Genomic DNA, 22,455 nt, shown 5'->3' on the forward strand with positions numbered 1-22,455 from the left:
TACCGGCTTATGTTATTAATTTGTGGCTTTGGTAACAAAATAGCCGTGTTTTTGTATAGAGATTATGTGTGGTTTATTTAGCCTAAGAAAGAATATAGTGAGCCTTCTGCTAGTGGGCCTGTTGTGGCTAGGAGTAACGCCGTTAATGGCGCAGTCTCAGCTTTGGATTTTAGATGGAAACTCAGGACAACCAGTATCAGATGTATTTGTTAAAGGTAATGGTGTAATTCAAACAACAGACTCTACCGGTAAGGTTGTCATAAATGCTTCTCAAAAAGTAAGGGTATACTTGTCTCACGTGAGCTACTCTCCACAATATTATTTTGTGGCTCCTCAGGCGGTTGATACAGTTTACCTAAGCCCTAAAGAAGTAGCGCTTACTGAAGTAGTCGTTCAAGGTTTTGAAATGGAGAGGCCTTTGGTGGAACAATCGGCAGCTGTAGCACACCTTTCTGGCCATGAGCTAAGTCGTTTTAAAGAAACCTCTATGGTTGATGCCTTCAATACAGTGCCGGGGGTAAGAATGGAGGAGCGAGCACCCAATAGCTACCGTATTTCTATAAGAGGAAGTTCTTTAAGGTCTCCTTTCGGAGTGAGAAACGTGAAGATTTATTGGAATGACATCCCTTATACAGCTCCAGATGGCACCACAGCTCTTAACTTGCTGGACCTTTCTAATATATCCGATGTAGACATAATTAAAGGACCTGCCGGTAGTATGTATGGCGCAGGTAATGGTGGAGTGGTGAGGCTGAATAATGATTTATCTTCTTTCAAAAATGGAATAGCTACGGCCGAATATATGGTGGGGGCCTTTGGCCTTAGTAAATACAGGCTCGCCCTGCAGCAGCCCTTAAAGAGTGGAAATATCGCCGCTTCTTATGTCAGGCAAAAGTCAGATGGATTTAGGGAGCAGAGTGCCTCAGAACGGGAGGTTTTTCAATGGTCTGGTAGTTGGGATTTGCAGGATGATAACCATCTGAATTTCAACTTATTATATACTGATCTGTATTATGAACTACCAGGGGCGTTAACAGCAGAGCAGGTAGCGGAAGATAGAACACAAGCTCGGCCGGGCAGTGAGGAATTAAATGCATCTATAAGACAAAAGGCCTTATTTGCTGGTGTATCATATGACTATAGCCTAGGGCAGCACTGGGAGGCTACCACCAGCGGCTATGTAAACACCAGTGACTTTGATGATCCTTTTAATACTGACTATAAAAAGGAGACCCAATTTGGATATGGAGGCCGGACCAGTTTTAGCTTTAACCATAAGCTTGGCAGGCACATGCATCTGGAGTGGGTGAGTGGTGGCGAATATCAATACAGCAAGACATCAGCTGATAATTTTGGCAATGTAGGTGGTGAACCGGATACCCTTAGGTTTAGTGATGATCTGTTTGTAAAACAATATTTCTTATTTACTCAGGCCGAATTACAATTTCCTAAAGATTTCTTCTTAACAATAGGCTTAAGCCAAAATCACCTTAATTATGATATTAATCGAAAGGCAGATATGGCTACGGGTAATGCTTATGATAGAGAGCGTAACTTTGATCCTGTCTGGGTGCCGAGAGTGGCCTTGCTTAAGAAAATAGGCGCTAGTCAGGCACTGAGGGCTGCTGTTAGTTATGGTTTTTCTCCGCCCACTATAGATGAAGTGAGAACTAATGAAGGAAGCATAAACCTTAACCTGGATGCAGAACGAGGAACTAATTATGAAATAGGTTATAGAGGTACATGGTGGCATGAGAGACTGAATACTGATCTTACTTTTTTCTATTTTTTGCTAGACGAAACCATTACTACCTATACCAGCCCGCAAGGTGTAACACTGTTTAGAAATGCAGGAAAAACAGATCAAAAGGGTGTAGAAATAGCCATTAATTATGATGTGATAAGAAAACCTTCAGATATAATTAATCTTGTCCGTTTAGCGCATAGTTATACCGGACATTTCTTTAAATTTAAGGACTATTTGCAGGAAGAAGATGATTTCAGTGGTAATGATCTTACCGGAGTAGCGCCCATTACCTGGGTCAATACTTTGGCTGTAGAGTCGAGCTTGGGAATATACCTGAACGTAACTCATCAGTTTACAGATGAAATACCACTTAATGATGCCAATACGGTATATCAGGATAGTTACCATTTACTTTCTGGCAGGGTAGGCTGGAGAAAGGCATTTTCTAATCAGTGGAATTTAGAGATTTTCGCTGGAGTAGATAATGTTCTGGATCAGGAGTATAGCCGAGGCAATGACCTTAATCCTTATGGGCAAAGATATTACCAGCCCGCACCTGGGGTTAATGGTTATGGAGGAATAAAGTTAGCATTTACTTATTAATTGATTATGTGTAGTAATTCATTCATTTATAGTAACTTGTAAATCGTGTATGCAAGATTATTTGTTGTTTATTGATACCGAAACTTCAGGTATACCGCAGGATATAAATACTAAAATATCTCATACAGATTTATGGCCTTTTATATTACAAGTGGCCTGGTGTATTTATACTTCAGAAGGAGAGTTATTAAAGAGCGAAAATCATTATATCAACGAACCTGATATTATTATAGAAGAAGCTTCTCAAAAAATCCACAACATAGATTACGAGTTGCTTAAGGAGAAAGGAGAGAGTCGTAAGGAAGTTATAAAGATATTAGCTAATGATTTAAGGCATTATAAACCTCTTATAGTGGGGCATTTTGTAGAGTTTGATAGCAAAATGTTGCAAGTGGCATTTAATAGGGTCGGATTAAAGAATATTATTAAAGATTTACCCCATTTTTGCACCATGCGTTCTACGGGTGATTATGTGCGATATACTAATCGTGATTACCCTAGTTTAGGCATACTCTATGAGGGTTTGTTTAAGGAGAAGCTGGTGAAAATGCATGACGCCAGCGCAGATGCAGAGGCTACGGCCAAATGTTTTTTTGAATTGTATAGGAAAGGAGAGATCGACGAAGAACTAATTGAAAACCAGCCTCTTTTCATAAAAGTACGACAGGAGATCCGTAATAAGTATGGTTGTGGACTCCCTGTAGTCATTCTTCTTATTGTGGGCTTAATAATGATTTTTTCATGAATAGGATTGAATTTCTAAAAAATACAACCCCTTTTGATACCTTGCCGGAAGAGGTATTAGAAAGAGTAGCGAATGAGCTTCAAGAAGTGAATTTCAAAGATAAGGGGATCATATATCAGCAGCATAACACCAAAATCACCGGATTGGATTTGATTTATGAAGGAGGCTATATGGCTTTCTTTTTTGATAGCCATGGAGTGAAACAACATAAGCAAAAGCTGCGAAAAAACGATACTTATGGCGCATTTTCCATTTTATTGAACAAAGGCAAGTCTATTAATACTGTAGAAGTAAAAGAAAAGACCAAGGTGTTAAAAGTGGCCGCTCCACTATTTAAAGAGCTTTGTAATACACATGAAGAGTTTTACCAGAAGTTTCTTTCTGTTTTTGGTAAAGAAATGCTGGATGAAAAGTATGCTCACTATGTAATAAAGCAAGAGGCCAGAGTAGAAGATGCCATCACTTATGACCGATATTTTAATAGCCGCTTAGAGCCTTCTGTAATGCGCTATATCTCTAGCTGTAGCCCTGATACGCCAGCTTATGAGGCCGCCGCTATGATGGAGGAGGAGAAAATCAGTTGTATTTTTATTCAGGATAAGGATAGCTACATTGGCTATGTCACTGATATCATATTGAGAAATAAGATCATAGCTGATAGAAGAGATTCTGACACGCCAGTAAAGGATATCATGGAAACCGATATTTATAGTATAACCATGGAATCCTATATTTATGAAGCCATTCTTTTAATGTTTAAGCATAAAATCCGCTATCTATTGGTAGAGGAAAATGGCGAAACCAAAGGAGTAATCAGTCGAAATAAGCTGCTGGCAGATCAGGCGCAGTCGCCGTTTATATTTTTACAATCTGTACGCCAGGCTATATCTGTAGAGGAGCTGGAACATAAGTGGTCTGAGGTGCCTGAGCTGGCTTATAACCTGCTTACCCGAGGCGTGAAGTCTGAGTTAGTAAATGAAGTGATCAGTAATATCTCTGATACTATTGACCAGAAGGTGATAGACGGAGTTATTGAAGAGATGGGCCCTCCGCCAGCAAAATTTGTTTACATGTGCTTGGGTAGTGAAGGTAGAAAAGAGCAAACACTCAAGACGGATCAGGATAATGCTATAATCTATGAAGATAAGGCCAATGAATTTAGAGAACTAACCAGAGAATACTTTCTAACTTTTGCTGATAAAGTATCAGAGCGGCTTAATACCATCGGTTTTACTTACTGTAGTGGTGGACTGATGGCCAAAAACCCTCGCTGGACACACTCACTATCTCACTGGAAAAGGAATTATGACAAATGGATAGAAGAGCCAAATCCTGAAGCAGTAATGAACTTCAGTACCTTTTTCGATTGCCGATTAATATATGGAGATGAAGAACTTATAGCTCAGCTCCAAGGGCATATTCTTAAAAAATTACACGATCCTGGTGAGTATTTCTTTGCTCAGCTGGCTAATAATGCTTTGCAGTATGAGCCTCCATTGAGCTTTTTTAGAGGAATAAAAACCATTTCAAAAGGGGAGAAGAAGGTGTTTAATATCAAAAGAGCGATGACACCGCTGGTAGACTTGGTGCGTGTGTATGCGCTAAGGTATAAAATCCTGAAAACCAATACAGGTGAAAGGCTACAAAGCTTAATGGATGAAAGAGTGTTTTCAGAAAAAGATTATCATGAGCTTATGCAGTCTTATTATTATCTGATGGGTATGCGACTAAAAAACCAAGCGCACCAGATTATGTATGATAAGGAAAGTCCTGATAATTTCATTAGCATGGATTCGCTAACCAAAATTGAAATAGTTACTCTGAAAGAGATCTTTAAGGTGATAGAGAACTTTCAGCAACGTATAAAAATAGTATTCCTAAAGAAACTCTTTGGGTGATAAAACAAGGTTTAACAATTTATTAAGGCTCTTTTTTTTTACTACTAAGGAAAAAGTGTTAACATAAGGGAACAAAGAGCTATTTAATTGTTAAACTTATAGTTCAATACAACCAACAAAATTTAAACAACCAATAATTATATTGGTTTCTACAAAACTCTATGGCGAGAACAATAATTGTATCTAACAGACTCCCGGTTAAAGTTCAACGTGATAGTAATGGCGATTTACAATACAAACCCAGCGAAGGTGGCCTGGCTACTGGGTTGGGTTCCATTTATAAAGACGGTGATAATGTATGGGTAGGTTGGCCAGGACTATACTTTAAAGATAAGAATAAGGCCCAAAAGGCTGAGGTAACCGAAAAACTAACTTCTGAAAATATGGATCCGGTGTATTTATCGGAATCCGAAATTAAATTATTTTACGAAGGCTTTAGTAATGAAACACTATGGCCCACGTTTCACTACTTCAATCAGTACGCATTATATAAGAAATCTTACTACGAAGCTTATAAAAAGGTGAATCAAAAGTATTGTGATGCCGTTTTAGAATTGGCAAATCCTGATGATACTATTTGGATACACGATTATCAGCTTATGTTAGTGCCTGATATGATCAGACAGAAACTGCCTGATGCGAGCATTGGTTTCTTTTTACACATTCCTTTCCCTTCTTTTGAGGTATTCAGATTATTGCCTTGGAGAAGAGAGCTATTAGACGGTGTGTTGGGATCAGATTTAGTAGGTTTCCATACTTATGATGATATGCGTCACTTTTTAAGTGCTGTGAGCAGAATCTGTTTCATAGGTAATCAGCAAGGGCAAATCACTAAAGATAGAAGAACCATTATGATCGATTCTTTCCCTATAGGAATTGATTATGATAAATATGCTAACTCTTCTGCTGCGCCTTCTACTTTAAGTAAAGAGGTGAAATTCCGTACTTCTATGGGAGATCAAAAGCTGATGCTTTCTATAGATAGACTGGATTACTCTAAAGGTATAGCAGCGCGTTTAGAGATTTTTGATATTTTTCTTAGCAAATACCCTGAGTATCAAAATAAGATATCACTCATAATGGTAGTGGTGCCTTCTCGTGATACGGTGGAGAAATATAAAAACCTTAAAGAAGAAGTAGACCTGCTTGTAGGTAGAATCAATGGTAAGTATGGTTCTATGAACTGGACACCGATTCACTACTTCTACCGTTCATTCCCGCTAGAAGACCTTTCTGCTTTCTACAGAATGGCCGATGTAGCGCTGGTTACGCCTATGCGTGATGGTATGAATTTGGTTTGTAAAGAATATGTAGCCAGTAAGCTTGATAAAAAAGGTGTACTTATATTAAGTGAAATGGCAGGGGCATCTAAAGAGCTTTCTGAAGCACTGATAGTAAACCCTAATGATAAACACCAGGTGGTAGACGCCATCTATAAGGCCTTAACTATGCCTGTGGAAGAGCAGGAAAAGCATATGGCCTTTATGCAAAAAGCAATTAAAAAATTCGATATCCATCATTGGGTAAGACTTTTCCTTGATAGACTTAATAGTGTGAAAGAACAACAAAAAGTAATGGGCACCAAAGTGATGGATGATGCCATGGAAGAAAAGGTAGTAAAAGAATTTAAGAGCAAAGAAAAGAGACTCTTGTTCCTTGACTATGATGGTACCTTGGTTCCTTTTAATAGTGATCCTAAAGAAGCTAAACCTGATAAAGATCTTAAAACGTTACTAAGCAAGCTTACTGCTGATAAGAACACTAATGTGGTTATTATTAGTGGTAGAGATAAAGATACATTACAAAAATGGCTCGGAGACTTAGATGTTGAGTTTGTAGGTGAACATGGTGTATGGCTGAAAATGAGAGGCGAAGATTGGAAAACCATCGATAGCTTGGATGATAGCTGGAAAGACGCTATCAGACCTATACTGGAAATGTATACGGATAAAACGCCACGTTCATTTATTGAAGAGAAAGATTATTCACTAGTATGGCACTACAGACAGGTAGAAACTGGTCTTGGTGAGTTACGTGCACGTGAGATCATTAGCCATTTGAAATACCTTTCTTCTAACATGAATTTGGAAGTATTGGAAGGTAATAAAGTAGTTGAAATCAAAAACCTTGAAATTAATAAGGGAAAAGCTACCAGCAGATGGGCTGATACCAAGAATAAAAACAACTTCATCTTTGCTGTAGGTGATGACTGGACTGATGAAGATACTTTTAAAGCTATGCCTAAGCATGCTTGTACTATAAAAGTAGGAGACCTAAGGTCTGCCGCTAAATATAGTGTGAAAGATCATTTGGCAGTAAGAGAATTATTATCTCTAATGGCCAATAGCTAGACTTAAATTTAAAACGAGAATATAAAGCTGAGCAAGAAGTGCACTACTTCTTGCTCAGCTTTTTTTATTTACATCTGATGCTATTTAGAAGTATTTTAAGTGGCTAAAAGCCTGCTATAGCTTTGTCATTCATTAGATTTTGGATGTATTTTTTAATATTTCAGCAATATGGAAGACCAAGAAAAACAGGAAGTACAACTGGCCTATATTTCTAAAATGCACAAAGAAGATTTAGAGGAGTCTTTCCGACACTATCAGAAATACATGTCTCTGTACAACTATATCAGAGTGGCTCTATTCGGAATGGTGGCCATTATTTATTTATAATTTTTTTATAGCTGGCAATAGCTATCCTATTTCTACTTATGACATGATTATGACTACCATGATTTCTATTTGTGGTTTCGTAGTAGCTATCATGGTGGTTATTTTAGTGATTTCTATTCGACAGCAGGGTAAGATAAAGAAAATGTTAAAAGCGCTGGCTAATCAGCATAATTTTGAATACAAAGAAGTGAAGAAAGAATATAACCTCCTCATCAAATCTTTATTTGGAGGTACTGGAGTTTAAAGTCTATTGTTCAAATTGAAATAAAAAAAGCCGTTCAAAATTAAGTGAACGGCTTTTTCTATGTCTATAGCCTTAATTATAAGAAATTAGGCATGTCTAGTTTTTTACTAATTCTGTAAGCTGCATTAACCAAACCTACGTGGCTGTATGCCTGAGGGAAATTACCCCATTGGCTACCTGTTTTAGCATCCACATCTTCACTTAGTAGTCCGAGGTGGTTGCTGTACTTAAGTAGGTTTTCAAAGGTTTCAATGGCTTCATCTATTCTGCCTACGCAAGTCAGCGCTTCTACATACCAGAAGGCACAGATTAAGAAGGTGGTTTCTGGCTCACCAAAGTCATCTGCGTGCTTATAGCGGTAGAAGAGGCCTTCTTCAGATTTTAGTTCTTTTTCAAGCTCTTCTAAATGCTTCTTACAGGCTTCAGGGTTATCTTGCAGATATCCCATCATAATCATTTGCAAGTTACTGGCATCCAGGTTTTTACTTCCTATGGCTTGAGTGTAAACTCCTCTGAACTCATCAAAGCAAGCATCGATCTTCTCAGAAGAAAGCTTAATCACTTTGTCAGCCAGGGTTTTGATCTTTTCATTATCAAACTTATCAGCAATTTTCTTAGCTGCCTTAGCTCCAGCCCAGTGGAAGAGGTAAGTATAGCAGTGGTACTGACTAAGCGTACGGAATTCCCAAAGGCCTGCATCTGGTTCATCCATAAGATCTTCTATTTTTTGAAGAATATCATAAACCAGGTTCAAAGAATCTGAGCGCTCCAGATTGATAAATCGGCGATCTACATATAAAGGCATTAAAGAGGCCAAAATCTGACCATAAACATCGTTTTGGATGTGTGTGTAGGCCTGATTACCCACGCGCACAGGTGTATTTCCTTTATATCCTTTCAGATCCAGTATGTGCTCAGTGAGCTCACCTTCTCCAGTTACACTGTAGAGTGGCTGAAATCTGTTTTTAGATTTTACAGAAATATTTACGATGTAGTTAAAGTACCGTTCCAGCTCTTCAAAGTGACCAATATTGTTAAAAGCAGTAAGTGTGTAGTAAGAGTCACGCATCCAGCAGTATCGGTAATCCCAGTTTCTACCGCTACCGGGAGCTTCTGGTAAGCTGGTAGTACCGGCAGCTATAATGGCACCTGTGTCTTCATACTGGTGAATTTTTAGCGCCAGGGCAGAACGGTTGATCTCTTTCTGGTGGAAGTTACTTACACTCATGTTTTTAACCCACCCGCGCCAGTATCTTTTGGTTTTATCCAAAAAGTTCTCGCAAGTGCTGGCCAGGGGAGCCTCTAAAGGTGCTCCCCAGGTTAGAGCCATGTATTTTACTTCATTAAGTACTATGGGTCTTTCTTCTACTATGTAAGATAGAGAGAAGTCAGTGGTTAAACGAACTTCCTTTTCAAGGCCTAAGTACTCTATATGATTACTGGCTTCATACTGCGATGGTTTTAACTTACCATATTCGCCGGTAGGCATACACTTTACCCTCACTCGCGGTGAGTTTTCTAGTGGTTCTACTTTGCGGAGCAGCATAATGGGTTTGTAATACCGGTCAAATTGATGGAACCGGGGCGCAAAATCAGTTACGCGGTACCGCCCTTGCTCACTGGTTATTTCAGTGACTAGTATATTGGTATTTTCCAGATAATATTGATGTGTTTCTAATATCTCGCCTTCAGGCTTAATAGAGAATTCTCCACCATTTTCATCATCCATCATGGCGCCAAATATGAAGCTGCTGTCAAATCTGGGCCAGCACATCCACTCTATGTTAGTGTTTTTATGTACATGGGCTTGAAATGAACAGTTGCCTATAAGGCCGTAATCATACGTGTGTTTCGTCATGCTTTAATCGAAGGTTTTTTGGTTAAGTATTTAGACACCAAACTACTTGCTCCTAAAATAGGAGCACTTTGATTTTGTAATTGCGAAGGTAAGATTTTCACTTTTCCTTTATAAATAGGCATTAGGTTAGCTTCCATATGCCTGATAGTAGGTTCAAAGATCAAATCACCAGCTAATGAGAGGCCACCGAAAAGGAATATAGCCTCAGGGTTAGTGTGTGCTACGGTATCAGCCAGCTTAGAGCCCAGAATTTTACCTGTATACTCATAAGCCGCTTTAGCTACTATATCACCTCTGTGGGCAGACTCAGTGATCATCTTGGTAGATAAATCATCAAAGCTAATACCACGAAGTTCACTATTTTCCATGAAATCTGCCAATAGTTTGTAAACTGTTCTTTTTATACCTGTAGCAGATACATAAGTTTCCAAACATCCTTTACGGCCACAGCCGCAGTGTCTTCCGTTAGGGTTAATGGTTACGTGACCCAGCTCTGCAGCAAAGCCATCATAGCCATACACTAGTTCGCCATTACAAACTATACCTGATCCTAGTCCGGTGCCAAGTGTTATCACTATGAAGTCGTTCATATTTTGCGCTCCGCCATAGATCATTTCGCCCATAGCGGCAGCGTTAGCGTCATTAGTGATCATAACAGGTACCTGTAGGATCTCTTTTACTCTTTCTACTAAAGGCACTATGCCTTTCCAGGGTAGGTTAGGAGCATGCTCTATCGTACCCCGATAAACATTACCATTAGGGGCTCCTATGCCTACTGCTAATATTTGATTCTCTCCAGGTAGCTGATCTAAGCCATTATTGATAGCATCAGTCAACCTTATTACAAAGTCGTTGAAGTCTGAGTGTTCCTGTGTAGGAATTTTATTTTGATATAATACTTCTCCGCTATCGGATACTATTCCGTATTTTGTATTGGTACCACCAATATCTATTCCGACAATTACTGCATTCATTTTTGGTAATGTTTGTTTATATGATAGGAGACGAGATCGTCAATAGGTTCTTTAATAATCTTTCCAATAGAAATTTCTTTGGATATAGCTACTTCTGATAATATGTCTTTGAAAATATAAGAAATAGCACCGGTAAAATGTGTCTTGAGCTCCTTGTATTTGGTGAAGGAGGTCACATATAAGTCCATAAAGAGAGAAAATCCTTTGGTGAGCATATTATGAAAATACTCATCAGACTGATGTTCTTCAATAAACTTCATGTAAGAGGCTAAGTATACATTTGCATAAGGCTGCATGTAAACGCTTTCCAGTATGTCGTTTTTAGTGACTTTATAAGTCTCTTCAAAGGCAGAAGAAAGGTGTTTAGGGAGTCTTTTGTAGAGGTACGCATTGAGTAGCTTTTTACCGAAGTAAGAGCCACCGCCTTCATCGCCCAAAATATAGTCAAGAGCAGGGGTTTCCTGCCTCACTATGTCACCATCAAAATAGCATGCATTAGAGCCGGTGCCCAGAATACATGCTATTGAAGGAACTCCTTCGTAAGTAGCGAGTGCTGAGGCTACAATATCATGATTTACATAATGGTGAGCCTTAGGTAAAGCATATGATAATGCCCTTTTCACTACTGATTGCCGGCTCTTGCTTCCGCAACCGGCGCTGTAGATATAAACTACTTCTATTTTTTGTGCTTCGTTTGAAACCTGCGGTATTTTTTTTATAGTATCAGCTATTTCCTCTTCGCTATGGAAGAAAGGATTAATACCTGAGGTACTATGCTTAAGGATCAGGCTTTCATTTTCTATGATCTGCCAGTCACACTTAGTAGAACCGCTGATTCCAATTAGTATCATATTGCTAGTATTTTGGCAAGTTTTACGGCTTCAGGGTCTACTTCATGCCTCTTATTGTCAATCTGCTCAAAATCTATAAATACTAGTTTATTGTCTTTTACACCAATCATAACATCTCTTTTCCCATTAAGGATTGCTTCTACAGCTCCTACACCTAGTCTACCTGCTAATACACGGTCAAAGTAAGAAGGGGCTCCACCTCTTTGTAGGTGACCCAATATAGTTACTTTTGTGTCGTAATAAGGTGCTTTCTTTTTCACTTGTTCAGCAACCTCCCACACGGTACCTTCTTGTCCACCTTCTGCTACAACAACTAAACTGGACTTCTTGTTTTTTTCCGCACCAGCATCGAGCTTATTTAATAACTCATCTACAGTCATGCTGTCTTCAGGCATCATAATAGCTACAGCTCCTCCGGCAATACCACTGTTTAGTGCTATATAGCCACTGTGGCGTCCCATTACTTCTATAAAGAATAAACGGTTATGAGAAAGGGCCGTATCTCTGATTTTATCTATAGCTTCTACAGCTGTGTTTGTAGCGGTGTCGTAACCTATGGTATAATCCATACCAGGTAGGTCATTATCAATAGTTCCAGGTAAACAAATAGTAGGAATATCATATTCCTGGCCAAAATAATGCAGGCCAGTAAAGGTACCATTGCCACCAATGGCAATTAGCGCATCAATATCTCTGGATTTAAGGTTTTCATAAGCCTTCTTTCTGCCTTCTTTAGTTTTAAATTCCTCACTTCTCGCAGACTTTAGAATAGTACCTCCTCGTTGGATGATGTTACTCACCGAACGAGCATCGAGCTTTACAATGTCATTATCGATCATACCTTCGTACCCTCGATAAACTCCAAAAATATTTTTCTTATAATAAACACATGCCCGCACTACCGCGCGGATTCCGGCGTTCATTCCAGGTGCATCCCCACCTGAAGTAAATACAGCGATATTTTTGATTTCAGTACTCATGAAATATTTTATATATTAGACAGAACCAAAGTTAGTGTAATCGTAACACTTAGGCAATATAGAATTGACTTTACAAAAATCAAATAGTTTAAATCCACATGTTTCTGTTGATTGTGTAATTTTTGGCTTTGATAATGGCCAATTACAGGTTTTATTAATCAAAAGAGGCAATAATAATGGGGCTTTGGCGCTGCCCGGAGACCTGATTAGGAACAATGAAAACCTGGATGAAGCAGCCAGCCGTGTTCTGTTTGAACTGACGGGTTTGAGAAATATTTTTCTGCAGCAGCTCAGGGCTTTTGGAAACCCCGAAAGGCTGGAGGGAAATTCAGATATTCAATGGTTAAACAGCATGCGCGAAAAGCCACAAGCCAGGGTAATAACCATAGCTTATTATTCGATAGTGAAGCCGGGTAAGCTGCACCCTAAGCCTTCATCTTTTGCCAGTGAGGTAAACTGGATGCCGGTGCTGGAGCTGCCCGAATTGGCGTTTGATCATAATATGATTATTTCACAAGCGCTGGATCACCTGGCTGCCAGCCTCAAAAAGGAGCCGCTATTGGCTTTTGAAATGCTGCCACGCAAGTTTACCTTCAGACAAATTCAGAAATTGTATGAAGAAGTGCTTAATAAGAAGATTGACAAAAGGAATTTTCGTAAAAAATTGCAGACTGCTGATATACTTATTCCGCTCAATGAAAAGGAGGTGGGGGTATCTCATAAGCCAGCCCGTTATTATCAGTTTGATAAGAAAAAGATCAAGACTAAAGGCTGGCTTTGAAGTGTGTTAGTTATAGCTGGTTAAGCTGAGCAGAAGCTTTGAAAAGTAACTCTGCAGTAGCTGGGTTGGTAGCAATAGGAATATTGTGTACGTCACAAATTCTCATCAGCATTTGAACATCCGGTTCATGGGGGTGCTTGTCTAAAGGATCTCTAAAAAAGATCACCATATCTAGGTCATGCGTAGCTGCCATAGCTGCTATTTGGGCATCTCCACCTATTGGGCCGGAGAGAAATTTAGTTACTTGCAAGCCGGCATTAGCTACATGGCCACCAGTGGTACCGGTAGCAAATAACTCTACATGGGTTAGTAACTCTTTGTGTTTCAGTAAAAAAGCTACCATCTCCGGCTTTTTCCCATCATGAGCGATTATTGCTATTTTCATAGTATAAAAAATTTAAAATGCTGTGAGACAAAAATATAACATTATATGAAATAGCACCGGAAATGGGCCTAAAATCAGTTGAAAAGTTTAACCACGGCTGATCGGCCTTCTTGCACAGTCACTTCTTTAATGGAGGTATACTTACTGCCCGGAGCCCGATCTACTCTAAACACAATTTTATAATTGCCGGGCTGTAGTGGCACCGAGATCTTAGATTGATCATGATCCAGATCATAGACCCAATGCTGTATGCCATTTTCATCTACTTCGTAAATACTGCCATAGCCTGCTGCATTGTTCACTATATTAAGAATGCCCGGTGAGGGTAAATTGAGGGCCGTGGTGTTACTCTGCGAAATACTTACGTTGTTAAACTTTCTTCTGGGTGTGGTGAGCACTTCTACGTCATAGGTGCCTACCAGATAATTTTGCTGAGTATTGATGTCATGGATGTTTATCATCTTGCTCTTACCTCTTTCTGTAATAATGGCTCTCACGCCATGATGATAGTATGCAGCGCCGTCCTGAGTTATTTTTAAGGCTCCCTGAGGAGCTTTTACTTGTATAACGTTATGTTGGCCCGGAACCAGGTTTACATTGCGCTTAATGGCCGGAGGGAGCGTGTTAACCACTACATCATAAGTCAGCACCGGATCAAGCTGCACGGAGTCTGGCTTGCCGCGAGTATCCAGATAATGCACAAAATCAAAAGCAGGCTCACCAGTAAAGCTATTCACGAAGGTTACGTTAACGTTAGTTTCTTTGGGCTGCTGGTTAATATCCAGAAGCTCCACGCTGGCAGATGTTTTTACTAAGCTGGTAGTAATGGCCTTATTGAGGGCATATTTAAAACTATTTACATCTTTTGCATCATAATATTCTCCAATACACTTAAACTGCTTTTTATATTCTTCGCCCATGCCAATACCTATGATAAATGGCCGGAGGAAAATCCCCTTTTTCTGCAAAGCCAGCGATACAGCACAAGGATCTCCATCACATGATTCTATGCCATCAGTAATGATTATAATAATGTTTCTGTATCCTTCTGAATTAGGGAAGTCATTGGCAGCCTGCTCCAGTGAGTAGGCAATAGGGGTAGTGCCTTTGGGGTCTATCTGGTTAAGCTTATTGTTTATGATATCGTGGTTGTTTCTGGAAAAGCCTACTTCTAACCGAGTATCTTTACAATTTTGACTGGACCGGCGGTATAGGTGACCATAAGCCCGTAGAGCGAGCTCCAGCTTGTTATTGGTTTTTAGTGAATCAACCAGTTCAGTGAGCAGTTCTTTGGCAGCGGTTATCCTGTTAACATCTCCCCAGCCCGCCAGCATACTGCCAGAACCATCCAGCAAGAAAAGTATTCGGGTTTTTTCCGGTAACACTTGCTGTACATCCTGAGCTTGTAGCTGATAAATGAACAATGCGAGGAGAGAGGTTAACAGGATCTTTTTCATAAGGCTAATGGCTTAAAAGAAGAGCGTTCAATTGATGAAGATTATTGTAAATCTATCAATTTTATTGCTATCATGACCAGGTGCCCAGCTTGCCAGCATAGAAATCATTATAAGCCTGCTCTATTTCTTCTTCACTATTCATCACAAAAGGGCCACGGGCTACTAATGGTTCATTAAATGGTGTGGCGTGGCCAAAAAGTATTAAGCTATTTTCATTAGCTTCTATATGAATTTCTTCGCCTGCGTTTTCAAACTCTACCAGATTAAAATAGCTTACTGAAGTACCATTAACCTTAACATTTCCTCTTACCACATAAAAAAATATGTTTCGGTCTGCAGGCACGGTTATGTCATACTGAGCGCCACTTTTCATTTCAATTGTACTTAATACTATGTCTGTAATGGTTTCAAAAGCGCCTTTTTGATCATTTAGAGTTCCAGAAACCAGGTTAATAGTAGTTTTGCCATCTTCACTGGTTATAGCCGGGATGCTGTCTTTTTGTAAACCTTTGTAGGTAGGAGAGGTCATCTTGTGCTTAGCAGGCAGGTTAACCCATAATTGTAGAATCTCCAGATCTCCACCGTTTTTCATAAATTCCTCTGATGATACCTCAGCATGGATCAGGCCACTGCCAGCGGTCATCCACTGTACACCGCCTTCATTTATTACGCTTTCATGACCACCAGAGTCTTTGTGTGCAATATCTCCTTCTATAATAAAAGTTACTGTTTCCATTCCTCTGTGGGGGTGTGGGCCAAAGGGCAGACCATTGTTGTTTTCAGGGTAAACCTGTGGGCCATGGTGGTTTAAAAATATAAACGGATCTATTTGCTCCAGCGTAGCTGATGGTAACGGAGATACCGTTTTTAGGTCAGCAATTGGTCTGGATATGGCTTTATGTATTTTTTTAATCTTTCTCATCTTTAAAATTTTTTTCAAATATATAACTTAATGTTTGAACACTAAGTTCCGTCCTTTTCTTGGGTTTACGAATAAGACGGAATCAAGTTTAGTAAAGTCATTAAAGGTATAATGACAGGTTAGTTTTGGAGGTTTATAAAATTTCAAAGAAATAATAAATTAAACTGTAAACATGCCTTTAAACGCAGGGTTATTATATTTACCTTCTAACCAAGAAAATCATGATTAATAAGCTCTCAGAAGAAACTTTATCAGGTTGGGGCAACATCCCCAAGTCTCATTGCAATGTAGCTTATCCTTCTCAAGAGGATGATATAATCGATTATGCTGCTAAAGAAAGTTTGCTAGCCAGAGGGAAGGGCAGAAGTTATGCGGATCAGGCTACTAACAGTGATCATACGGTTTTGAAAATGGAAAAAATGAACCATTTTCTTTCTTTTGATCAAGACAAAGGGTTTTTAACATGTGAGGCGGGTGCTACTTTAGATGAGATTATACAAGTGTTTGCTTCTCGAGGTTGGTTTCCTTTGATTAATCCCGGAACTAAGTTTGTAACCTTGGGAGGAGCCATTGCGAATGATATTCATGGTAAGGCACATCATGTAGATGGTTCTTTTGTGAATAGCGTGGAGTATTTCACTATTTTATTATCAGATGGGCGAGTACTAAGAGCTAGCAGAACAGAGAATGAAGACTTGTTCTGGGCAAATTTTGGAGGACTTGGTTTATTGGGCGTGATTTTAACGGTTTGTATTAAGCTAAGAAAAATAGAAACCACCTATTTTGTGCAAAAATCAATAGTAGCACATAATTTGGATGAGATGCTGGCCGCCATAGATAGTGCTGATGAGCAATATAACTACTCAGTAGCTTGGATTGATTCTTTGGCCACTGGTAAAAACTTTGGTAAAGGGGTTTTGATAGTTGGAAATGAGGCTAAGGTAGAAGACTTACCTGCTAAGCTTCAAAAAAATCCTTTAAAAACAGGCGGCATATCTAAACTTACGGTGCCGTTTTATTTGCCTTCATTTACCTTAAATAAACTGACGGTGAGTATGCTGAATAAGGTGCTGTATATCAAACAAAAAGGCGGTACCGGAGTAGCTCATTATGATAGCTTTTTCTTTCCGCTGGATATGATTAATGAGTGGAACCGTGGTTATGGTAAGAAAGGTTTTATTCAATATCAATTTGTAGTGCCAGAAGCAGGTGGAAAAGAAAGCATCAGGCTGATTTTAGATGCTATTACAAAAAGTGGCTGTGTACCATTTCTCAATGTGCTTAAGAAATTTGGAGAAGGGCAGGGGGCTCCACTCTCATTTCCTATGAAGGGATATACCTTTGCTATTGATTTCCCTGTAACTGACAGGCTCAGAGAGTTTACTAAAAAGCTAGATAAAATGGTGTTAGATGCCGGAGGAAGACTGTATTTGGGGAAAGATGCTTACCTGGATGAGGCTACTTTTAAAGCCATGTATCCGCAGTATAAAGAATGGCTGGAAGTAAAGAGAAAATATGACCCTAAAGGGTTGTACAGTTCGGATCTTGCCAGAAGAATTGGGCTTACCCTGTAAGGTCAGTAGTGTAGAAATGAGTTTGTAAGGCATCTATACCTCACAAACTCACTATATGTTATAAGATCTGTGCAGTGTGATCTTTAGTTTTTACTTTTTGTATGATCTTTTCAATTTTTCCTTCTTCATCTATAAGAAAAGTTACCCTGGCAGTGCCCATGTATTTTCTTCCATACATTTGCTTTTCTACCCAAGTTCCATATTTCTCATGAATTTGCTTTTCGGTATCAGCCAAAAGTGTGAAAGGAAGCTCCTGCTTCTCTATAAATTTCAAGTGAGATTTCTCAGAATCAGTACTCACTCCTAATACTTCATAACCGGCTTTTTGTAAGGCAGTATAGTTATCACGTAGGTTGCAAGCCTCTGCTGTACAGCCCGGTGTACTGTCTTTAGGGTAAAAATACAGCACCACTTTTTTACCTTTATAATCTGAAAGTTTTACAGTGTTGCCGTTTTGATCGTTTACTTCAAAATCTGGTGCCTGATCACCTTCTTGTAATTCCATTTTTAATTGATTTTTGTTATATACTCTTTTTCGTTATTTGAATTATCTGTCACCACTACCTTTACTTCTCCGGTAAAGGGCTTTTTAGGATCCAGCTTTTCTGACCATATCAGATTGGTTTTATAGTCATAGTTCATAAGCACCCAAGAGCCATCTACCCAGCACTTAAATTCTTTTATGCCAGCCCTATCATCATAGATCTTGAATCGCAATTCATTTCTGGTCACCTTAATGGGGTTAATGGTAGGAGGGTTAACATCTTTTAAGATAGTAAACCGACCAAAATCTCTTGTGGAAAATGATATCTTGTCATAGTTCCAATCACCTCCTTTATAATATGCAGCACCTCTTTCAGTAAGTAGGTAAACCGCATATTTATCAGCATCTTTATAAGGTATCTGAGGTTTCAAGGTTACGCCAATATAGCTTCTCAGCGGTACATCAGTATCTCCTATATAAAAATACTCCTTATTCGCTACACTATCATATTGATAATCAGTCTGTAGATAAAGTGTGTCAAAAAGGTCTCCTTGCGTGAAAGAGATATCAATAAGCTCACTGTAATACTTATATGATGAGCCTGCCGGTATCATATCTTTATAGTTTACTTCTGTGTTTTTGCCATTAATATCTACTGAAAAAGGAAGCCCATCTCTCATGTCCCAGAGGTATACACCTACATTTCCGTTGATGGTATAGTCAGGAGTAAGGTCTTTCTCCTCAGGCAGATAAACACTAACTGCAGCGGGAAGCTCCTTATTATTAAGATCAGCTTTTATTACCAGTGTATTTTCTTTTAGATAAATGCCATTAGCCTCATGTCCGTATGCTTTTATATCATCAGGAGCTGAGGGTAGGCTTTTAAGCGAAAAGGTTACTTGGCTCTGGTTGCCATAACTGTCTGTCATCAGGATTTTAGCAGGATGCTCCGCCAGGCTGTTAAAGTGAAGCCTTCCTTTATGCGCATCTGTAGTGTAAAACTGTAGCTCGTTTCCATCATCAACAAAGAGTTTGTGGTACCTTTCTCCGGTATTTCTGAGCTCCCTATAATCCATATGTTTCAGGATGTTTCGTTGCTCTCCAAAAGCAAAAGTGGTAATGTCTTGTTTAAAGACCATATTATTGTCTACATCAAGCACCATTTCATTGATACCACAGCGAAAGCGTGCATTATCCAGCTTATCATAAGCGTAGATTTCTATGCCTACTTCTCCGGTTACTTCTATGGGTTTATCAATTACATAATCATTACCAACACGTCTCAGTGTAAATACCTCTCTTCCAAATTGTCCGTTTACACGCGAATTTTTATTTAAAGTGGTAATGGCCAATTTCTCTGCTACAGGCGGTGTCTGATCCAGCACCTCGTTAAAGCCATAGTGCAGTGGATTGAGTGGTTTATTATTTCTATCTCTTATGTCAAAGTGTAAATGTGGCCCTCCAGAACCACCGCTATTACCTGAGTAAGCTATGGTATCGCCTTTTTTTACATCAAATTGGCCTTTTCTGAAAAACAAATCAATATCAAATTGCTGTTTGCGATATTGCTCTTGCCTAATGTAATCTGCCAGCTCACCAGTAAATTGCTCCAAGTGCCCATATACAGAGATATGCCCATTAGGGTGAGTAATGTATACTGCATTACCATAACCATACGGAGATACCGCTATTCTGGAGACATAACCATCTGCGGCGGCTTGTACCATGAGTCCGGTGCGGCTTTCTGTTCTTATATCTATTCCTGTATGAAAATGGTTAGACCGAAGTTCACCCATGGTGCCGGCTAGCGTATTTCTGTAGCCAGGCTTAATAGGAAATAAATAATAGCCACTTTTTCCCGGACTATATTCCGCGTCATTACTCTGCGAGTAAGATGCCAGAGTAAGTAATGTTAATATTAATGTAAATGATAAATGCTTATTTAACCTCAAATTCCAGTAGTTTCTCATCCTCAATATATGCTGCTAGTTTATTCCCAATTTCAACATGACCAACTCCTTTAGGAGTTCCTGTAAATATCATATCTCCTTGCTTAAGTGTGAAAAACTGGGAGATATATGATATAATGTAATCAAAGCTAAAAAGCATAAGACTGGTGTTCCCTTGCTGTCTTACTTCATCATTCAGGGTGAGACTGAAGTTGATGTTATTCAGATCATTGAATTTCTCTTTAGGAAGAAAATCAGATATAGGAGCAGAGCCATTAAATCCTTTGGCCAGTGCCCAGGGAAGTCCCTTTTCTTTAGCTTTTTGCTGAAGATCTCTTGCTGTGAAATCAACCCCAATGCCTATTTCCTGGTAATATTTATGAGCAAACTTTTCCTGAATGTTTTTACCTTCTTTAGAGATTCTTAAAACCAGCTCCACTTCGTAGTGGATGTCCTTACTAAACTCCGGATAAAAGAAGGGAGCGTTATCTCTTAATAAGGCGGTGTCTGGCTTTGTGAAAATCACTGGTTCGTCAGGTCTTTCGTTGTTCAGTTCTTCAATATGTTCTACGTAATTTCGTCCTACAGCAAGTATCTTCATTAGAAAAACTATTTATAAGTGGTTTGGTTATATTAAAAATAAGGGAAGTAATTTTATTATCTTCAGAATCAATAAATTTAGCCTAAAATTGTAAAGATTTAACTACTGAAAAAAATTAAAACATGATTAAAAAGATATTATTTCTATTTGTAATTGGGCTGTTTTTATACAGTTGTGCCAGCGTACCGGTTACGGGCAGATCACAGTTAAACCTGGTATCTAATTCAGAAATATTACCTATGAGTTATGACCAATATCAGCAGACTTTGAAAGACAACAAACTTTCTACCAACCAAGAATATGTAAACATGGTGAAATCGGTAGGTAAGAAGATTCAGGTGGCTGTAGAAGAGTATATGAAACAGAATGGTATGTCTGACAACCTGAAAGGATACTCTTGGGAGTTTAATGTGATTGAATCTGATGAAGTGAATGCCTGGTGTATGCCTGGCGGGAAAGTAGCTTTTTATACAGGTATTATGCCTATTTGCCAGGATGAAACCGGGGTAGCCGTAGTTATGGGTCATGAGGTGGCGCATGCAATAGCTAACCATGGTAGAGAAAGAATGAGTGAGTCTCTGGTAGCTAACTTCGGTTTAAGTTCATTAAGTACGGCCTTTGGTCAGGATCCTTCACTAACCCAGCAGTTGCTATATCAGTCAGTAGGTATAGGTACTCAGCTGGGAATGCTTAAATTCTCAAGAACGCATGAGTCTGAGGCTGATCATATCGGTTTAATATTTATGGCTATGGCTGGTTATAACCCTAGTGAAGCGCCTAAGTTTTGGGAGCGTATGGAAGCTAATAGCGGCGGCAGCAGGCAGCCTGAGTTTCTATCTACTCACCCGCACCCAGACACGCGTATTGCTGATTTAAAAAAGGAATTACCAGAAGCTATGAAGTACTATAAAGGAGGGAAGTAAGAGTTAACGCTCCTGTTAACTATAATTTTCATAGTTTTGCACTCAGGTTGAAATTAGAAGATTATGGAGAACATAAAATTGGATGTGTTAGCTTTTGCTGCGCATCCTGATGATACTGAGCTTAGCTGTGCAGGAACATTAGCGGCTCATATAGATAAAGGCTACACAGTAGGTGTAGTAGACTTTACCCGTGGTGAAATGGGTACCAGAGGCTCTGCAGAAATAAGAGAAGTAGAGGCTCGAGAGTCAGCTAAAATATTAGGCCTGGCCGTGAGAGATAACCTTGGCTTTGAAGATGCATTTTTTGCTAATGACAAGGAGCATCAGCTGGAAGTAGCCAGAGCCATTCGTAAATACAGACCAAATATTGTGCTTGCTAATGCCGTGCATGACAGGCACCCTGATCATGGAAAAGCTGCCAAGTTAGTGATAGAGGCCTATTTTTTGGCAGGATTGGCTAAAATTGAGCTCACTGATGAAGAAGGCAATGCTTTAGAGCCCTGGAGACCAAAATCAGTGTATCATTATATCCAAAGCTTATATATAGAGCCTGACTTTGTGGTAGATGTGAGTGATTATTGGGAAAAGAAAATGGATGCCATCAGAGCGTTTAAATCACAGTTTTTTGATCCTAATAGCGAAGAGCCAGAAACCTATATTTCTTCTCCTGAATTTATGCAGGTAATAGAAGGAAGAGCGAAGGATCTGGGACATGGTATAGGAGGAAAGTTTGCTGAAGGGTTTACCATCAACAGGCACATAGGGGTGAAAGATTTACATGACCTTTTATAAATAGGAGGT

At 39.2% G+C, this 22,455-nt stretch carries 20 protein-coding genes; 10 read left to right on the top strand and 10 right to left on the bottom strand.

Annotation, left to right across the window (positions count from 1 at the left end):
* Positions 1 to 97 precede the first annotated feature (97 nt).
* From LVD15_RS20525 to LVD15_RS20550, 6 genes are all read left to right on the top strand, one after another.
* Positions 98 to 2,350 carry a TonB-dependent receptor gene (locus LVD15_RS20525; protein ID WP_306416740.1) on the top strand — a complete coding sequence of 751 codons (2,253 nt, stop codon included), beginning with the start codon at positions 98 to 100 and terminating at the stop codon, positions 2,348 to 2,350.
* A gap of 49 nt (positions 2,351 to 2,399) precedes the next feature.
* Positions 2,400 to 3,095 (top strand): 3'-5' exonuclease, encoded by a 696-nt coding sequence (locus LVD15_RS20530; RefSeq protein ID WP_233777078.1) that lies wholly within the window; start codon positions 2,400 to 2,402, stop codon positions 3,093 to 3,095.
* The gene (locus LVD15_RS20535) at positions 3,092 to 4,993 is read left to right on the top strand and encodes a DUF294 nucleotidyltransferase-like domain-containing protein (protein WP_233777079.1); all 1,902 of its coding nucleotides are present in this window, start codon (positions 3,092 to 3,094) and stop codon (positions 4,991 to 4,993) included. Before LVD15_RS20530 ends, LVD15_RS20535 begins: the two co-directional genes overlap by 4 nt.
* A 161-nt stretch (positions 4,994 to 5,154) precedes the next feature.
* The gene (locus LVD15_RS20540) at positions 5,155 to 7,344 is read left to right on the top strand and encodes a bifunctional alpha,alpha-trehalose-phosphate synthase (UDP-forming)/trehalose-phosphatase (RefSeq protein ID WP_233777080.1); all 2,190 of its coding nucleotides are present in this window, start codon (positions 5,155 to 5,157) and stop codon (positions 7,342 to 7,344) included.
* Positions 7,345 to 7,512: 168 nt separating this feature from the next.
* On the top strand, positions 7,513 to 7,671 hold the full coding sequence (locus tag LVD15_RS20545; protein WP_233777081.1) for a hypothetical protein: 159 nt from the start codon (positions 7,513 to 7,515) through the stop codon (positions 7,669 to 7,671).
* 49 nt (positions 7,672 to 7,720) lie between these two features.
* A complete protein-coding gene (locus LVD15_RS20550) occupies positions 7,721 to 7,915 on the top strand; it encodes a hypothetical protein (protein ID WP_233777082.1) in 195 nt (64 codons plus the stop codon).
* A 76-nt stretch (positions 7,916 to 7,991) separates the two neighbouring features.
* Here the strand turns inward: LVD15_RS20550 and LVD15_RS20555 are convergent, their stop codons facing one another.
* From LVD15_RS20555 to pfkA, 4 genes are read right to left on the bottom strand one after another with little or no spacing between them, the layout of a single operon-like run.
* Positions 7,992 to 9,773, bottom strand: coding sequence for a glycoside hydrolase family 15 protein (locus LVD15_RS20555; RefSeq protein WP_233777083.1), 1,782 nt, complete (start codon positions 9,771 to 9,773; stop codon positions 7,992 to 7,994).
* Positions 9,770 to 10,747, bottom strand: coding sequence for an ROK family protein (locus tag LVD15_RS20560; protein ID WP_233777084.1), 978 nt, complete (start codon positions 10,745 to 10,747; stop codon positions 9,770 to 9,772). Before LVD15_RS20560 ends, LVD15_RS20555 begins: the two co-directional genes overlap by 4 nt.
* Positions 10,744 to 11,598 carry an N-acetylglucosamine kinase gene (locus LVD15_RS20565; RefSeq protein WP_233777085.1) on the bottom strand — a complete coding sequence of 285 codons (855 nt, stop codon included), beginning with the start codon at positions 11,596 to 11,598 and terminating at the stop codon, positions 10,744 to 10,746. The genes LVD15_RS20560 and LVD15_RS20565 overlap by 4 nt, the downstream gene beginning before the upstream one ends.
* Positions 11,595 to 12,578 (bottom strand): 6-phosphofructokinase, encoded by a 984-nt coding sequence (pfkA, locus tag LVD15_RS20570; protein WP_233777086.1) that lies wholly within the window; start codon positions 12,576 to 12,578, stop codon positions 11,595 to 11,597. The genes LVD15_RS20565 and pfkA overlap by 4 nt, the downstream gene beginning before the upstream one ends.
* A 64-nt stretch (positions 12,579 to 12,642) precedes the next feature.
* Here pfkA and LVD15_RS20575 point away from each other — a divergent pair, with 64 nt between their 5' ends.
* Positions 12,643 to 13,359: an NUDIX hydrolase gene (locus tag LVD15_RS20575; RefSeq protein WP_233777087.1), complete on the top strand. Its 717-nt coding sequence runs from the start codon at positions 12,643 to 12,645 to the stop codon at positions 13,357 to 13,359.
* A 10-nt stretch (positions 13,360 to 13,369) separates the two neighbouring features.
* Here LVD15_RS20575 and LVD15_RS20580 read toward each other — a convergent pair whose 3' ends face one another.
* The 3 genes from LVD15_RS20580 to LVD15_RS20590 all read right to left on the bottom strand — a co-directional run bounded on the left by LVD15_RS20580 (position 13,370) and on the right by LVD15_RS20590 (position 16,123).
* On the bottom strand, positions 13,370 to 13,744 hold the full coding sequence (locus LVD15_RS20580; RefSeq protein ID WP_233777088.1) for a methylglyoxal synthase: 375 nt from the start codon (positions 13,742 to 13,744) through the stop codon (positions 13,370 to 13,372).
* A 74-nt stretch (positions 13,745 to 13,818) separates the two neighbouring features.
* The gene (locus LVD15_RS20585) at positions 13,819 to 15,201 is read right to left on the bottom strand and encodes a vWA domain-containing protein (RefSeq protein WP_233777089.1); all 1,383 of its coding nucleotides are present in this window, start codon (positions 15,199 to 15,201) and stop codon (positions 13,819 to 13,821) included.
* A 70-nt stretch (positions 15,202 to 15,271) separates the two neighbouring features.
* Positions 15,272 to 16,123: a pirin family protein gene (locus LVD15_RS20590; RefSeq protein WP_233777090.1), complete on the bottom strand. Its 852-nt coding sequence runs from the start codon at positions 16,121 to 16,123 to the stop codon at positions 15,272 to 15,274.
* Positions 16,124 to 16,344: 221 nt separating this feature from the next.
* Between LVD15_RS20590 and LVD15_RS20595 the strand changes: the two genes are divergently transcribed.
* On the top strand, positions 16,345 to 17,697 hold the full coding sequence (locus LVD15_RS20595; RefSeq protein ID WP_233777091.1) for an FAD-binding oxidoreductase: 1,353 nt from the start codon (positions 16,345 to 16,347) through the stop codon (positions 17,695 to 17,697).
* Between the two features lie 58 nt (positions 17,698 to 17,755).
* Here LVD15_RS20595 and bcp read toward each other — a convergent pair whose 3' ends face one another.
* Genes bcp through LVD15_RS20610 form a run of 3 tightly spaced genes read right to left on the bottom strand, consistent with a single transcriptional unit; the run spans position 17,756 to position 20,731 of the window.
* Complete coding sequence (gene bcp, locus LVD15_RS20600; protein WP_233777092.1) at positions 17,756 to 18,202, bottom strand: thioredoxin-dependent thiol peroxidase; 447 nt, start codon at positions 18,200 to 18,202, stop codon at positions 17,756 to 17,758.
* Positions 18,203 to 18,204: 2 nt separating this feature from the next.
* Entirely contained in the window at positions 18,205 to 20,133 is a 1,929-nt protein-coding gene (locus LVD15_RS20605; protein ID WP_233777093.1) for a M23 family metallopeptidase, read from the bottom strand.
* Positions 20,120 to 20,731: a fumarylacetoacetate hydrolase family protein gene (locus LVD15_RS20610; RefSeq protein ID WP_233777094.1), complete on the bottom strand. Its 612-nt coding sequence runs from the start codon at positions 20,729 to 20,731 to the stop codon at positions 20,120 to 20,122. Before LVD15_RS20610 ends, LVD15_RS20605 begins: the two co-directional genes overlap by 14 nt.
* Before the next feature lie 122 nt (positions 20,732 to 20,853).
* Here LVD15_RS20610 and LVD15_RS20615 point away from each other — a divergent pair, with 122 nt between their 5' ends.
* A complete protein-coding gene (locus tag LVD15_RS20615; RefSeq protein ID WP_233777095.1) occupies positions 20,854 to 21,654 on the top strand; it encodes a M48 family metallopeptidase in 801 nt (266 codons plus the stop codon).
* 72 nt (positions 21,655 to 21,726) lie between these two features.
* A complete protein-coding gene (gene bshB1 / locus LVD15_RS20620; protein WP_233780993.1) occupies positions 21,727 to 22,446 on the top strand; it encodes a bacillithiol biosynthesis deacetylase BshB1 in 720 nt (239 codons plus the stop codon).
* Positions 22,447 to 22,455: the final 9 nt, after the last annotated feature.

Source organism: Fulvivirga maritima (assembly GCF_021389955.1).
Taxonomy (GTDB): Bacteria; Bacteroidota; Bacteroidia; order Cytophagales; family Cyclobacteriaceae; genus Fulvivirga; species Fulvivirga maritima.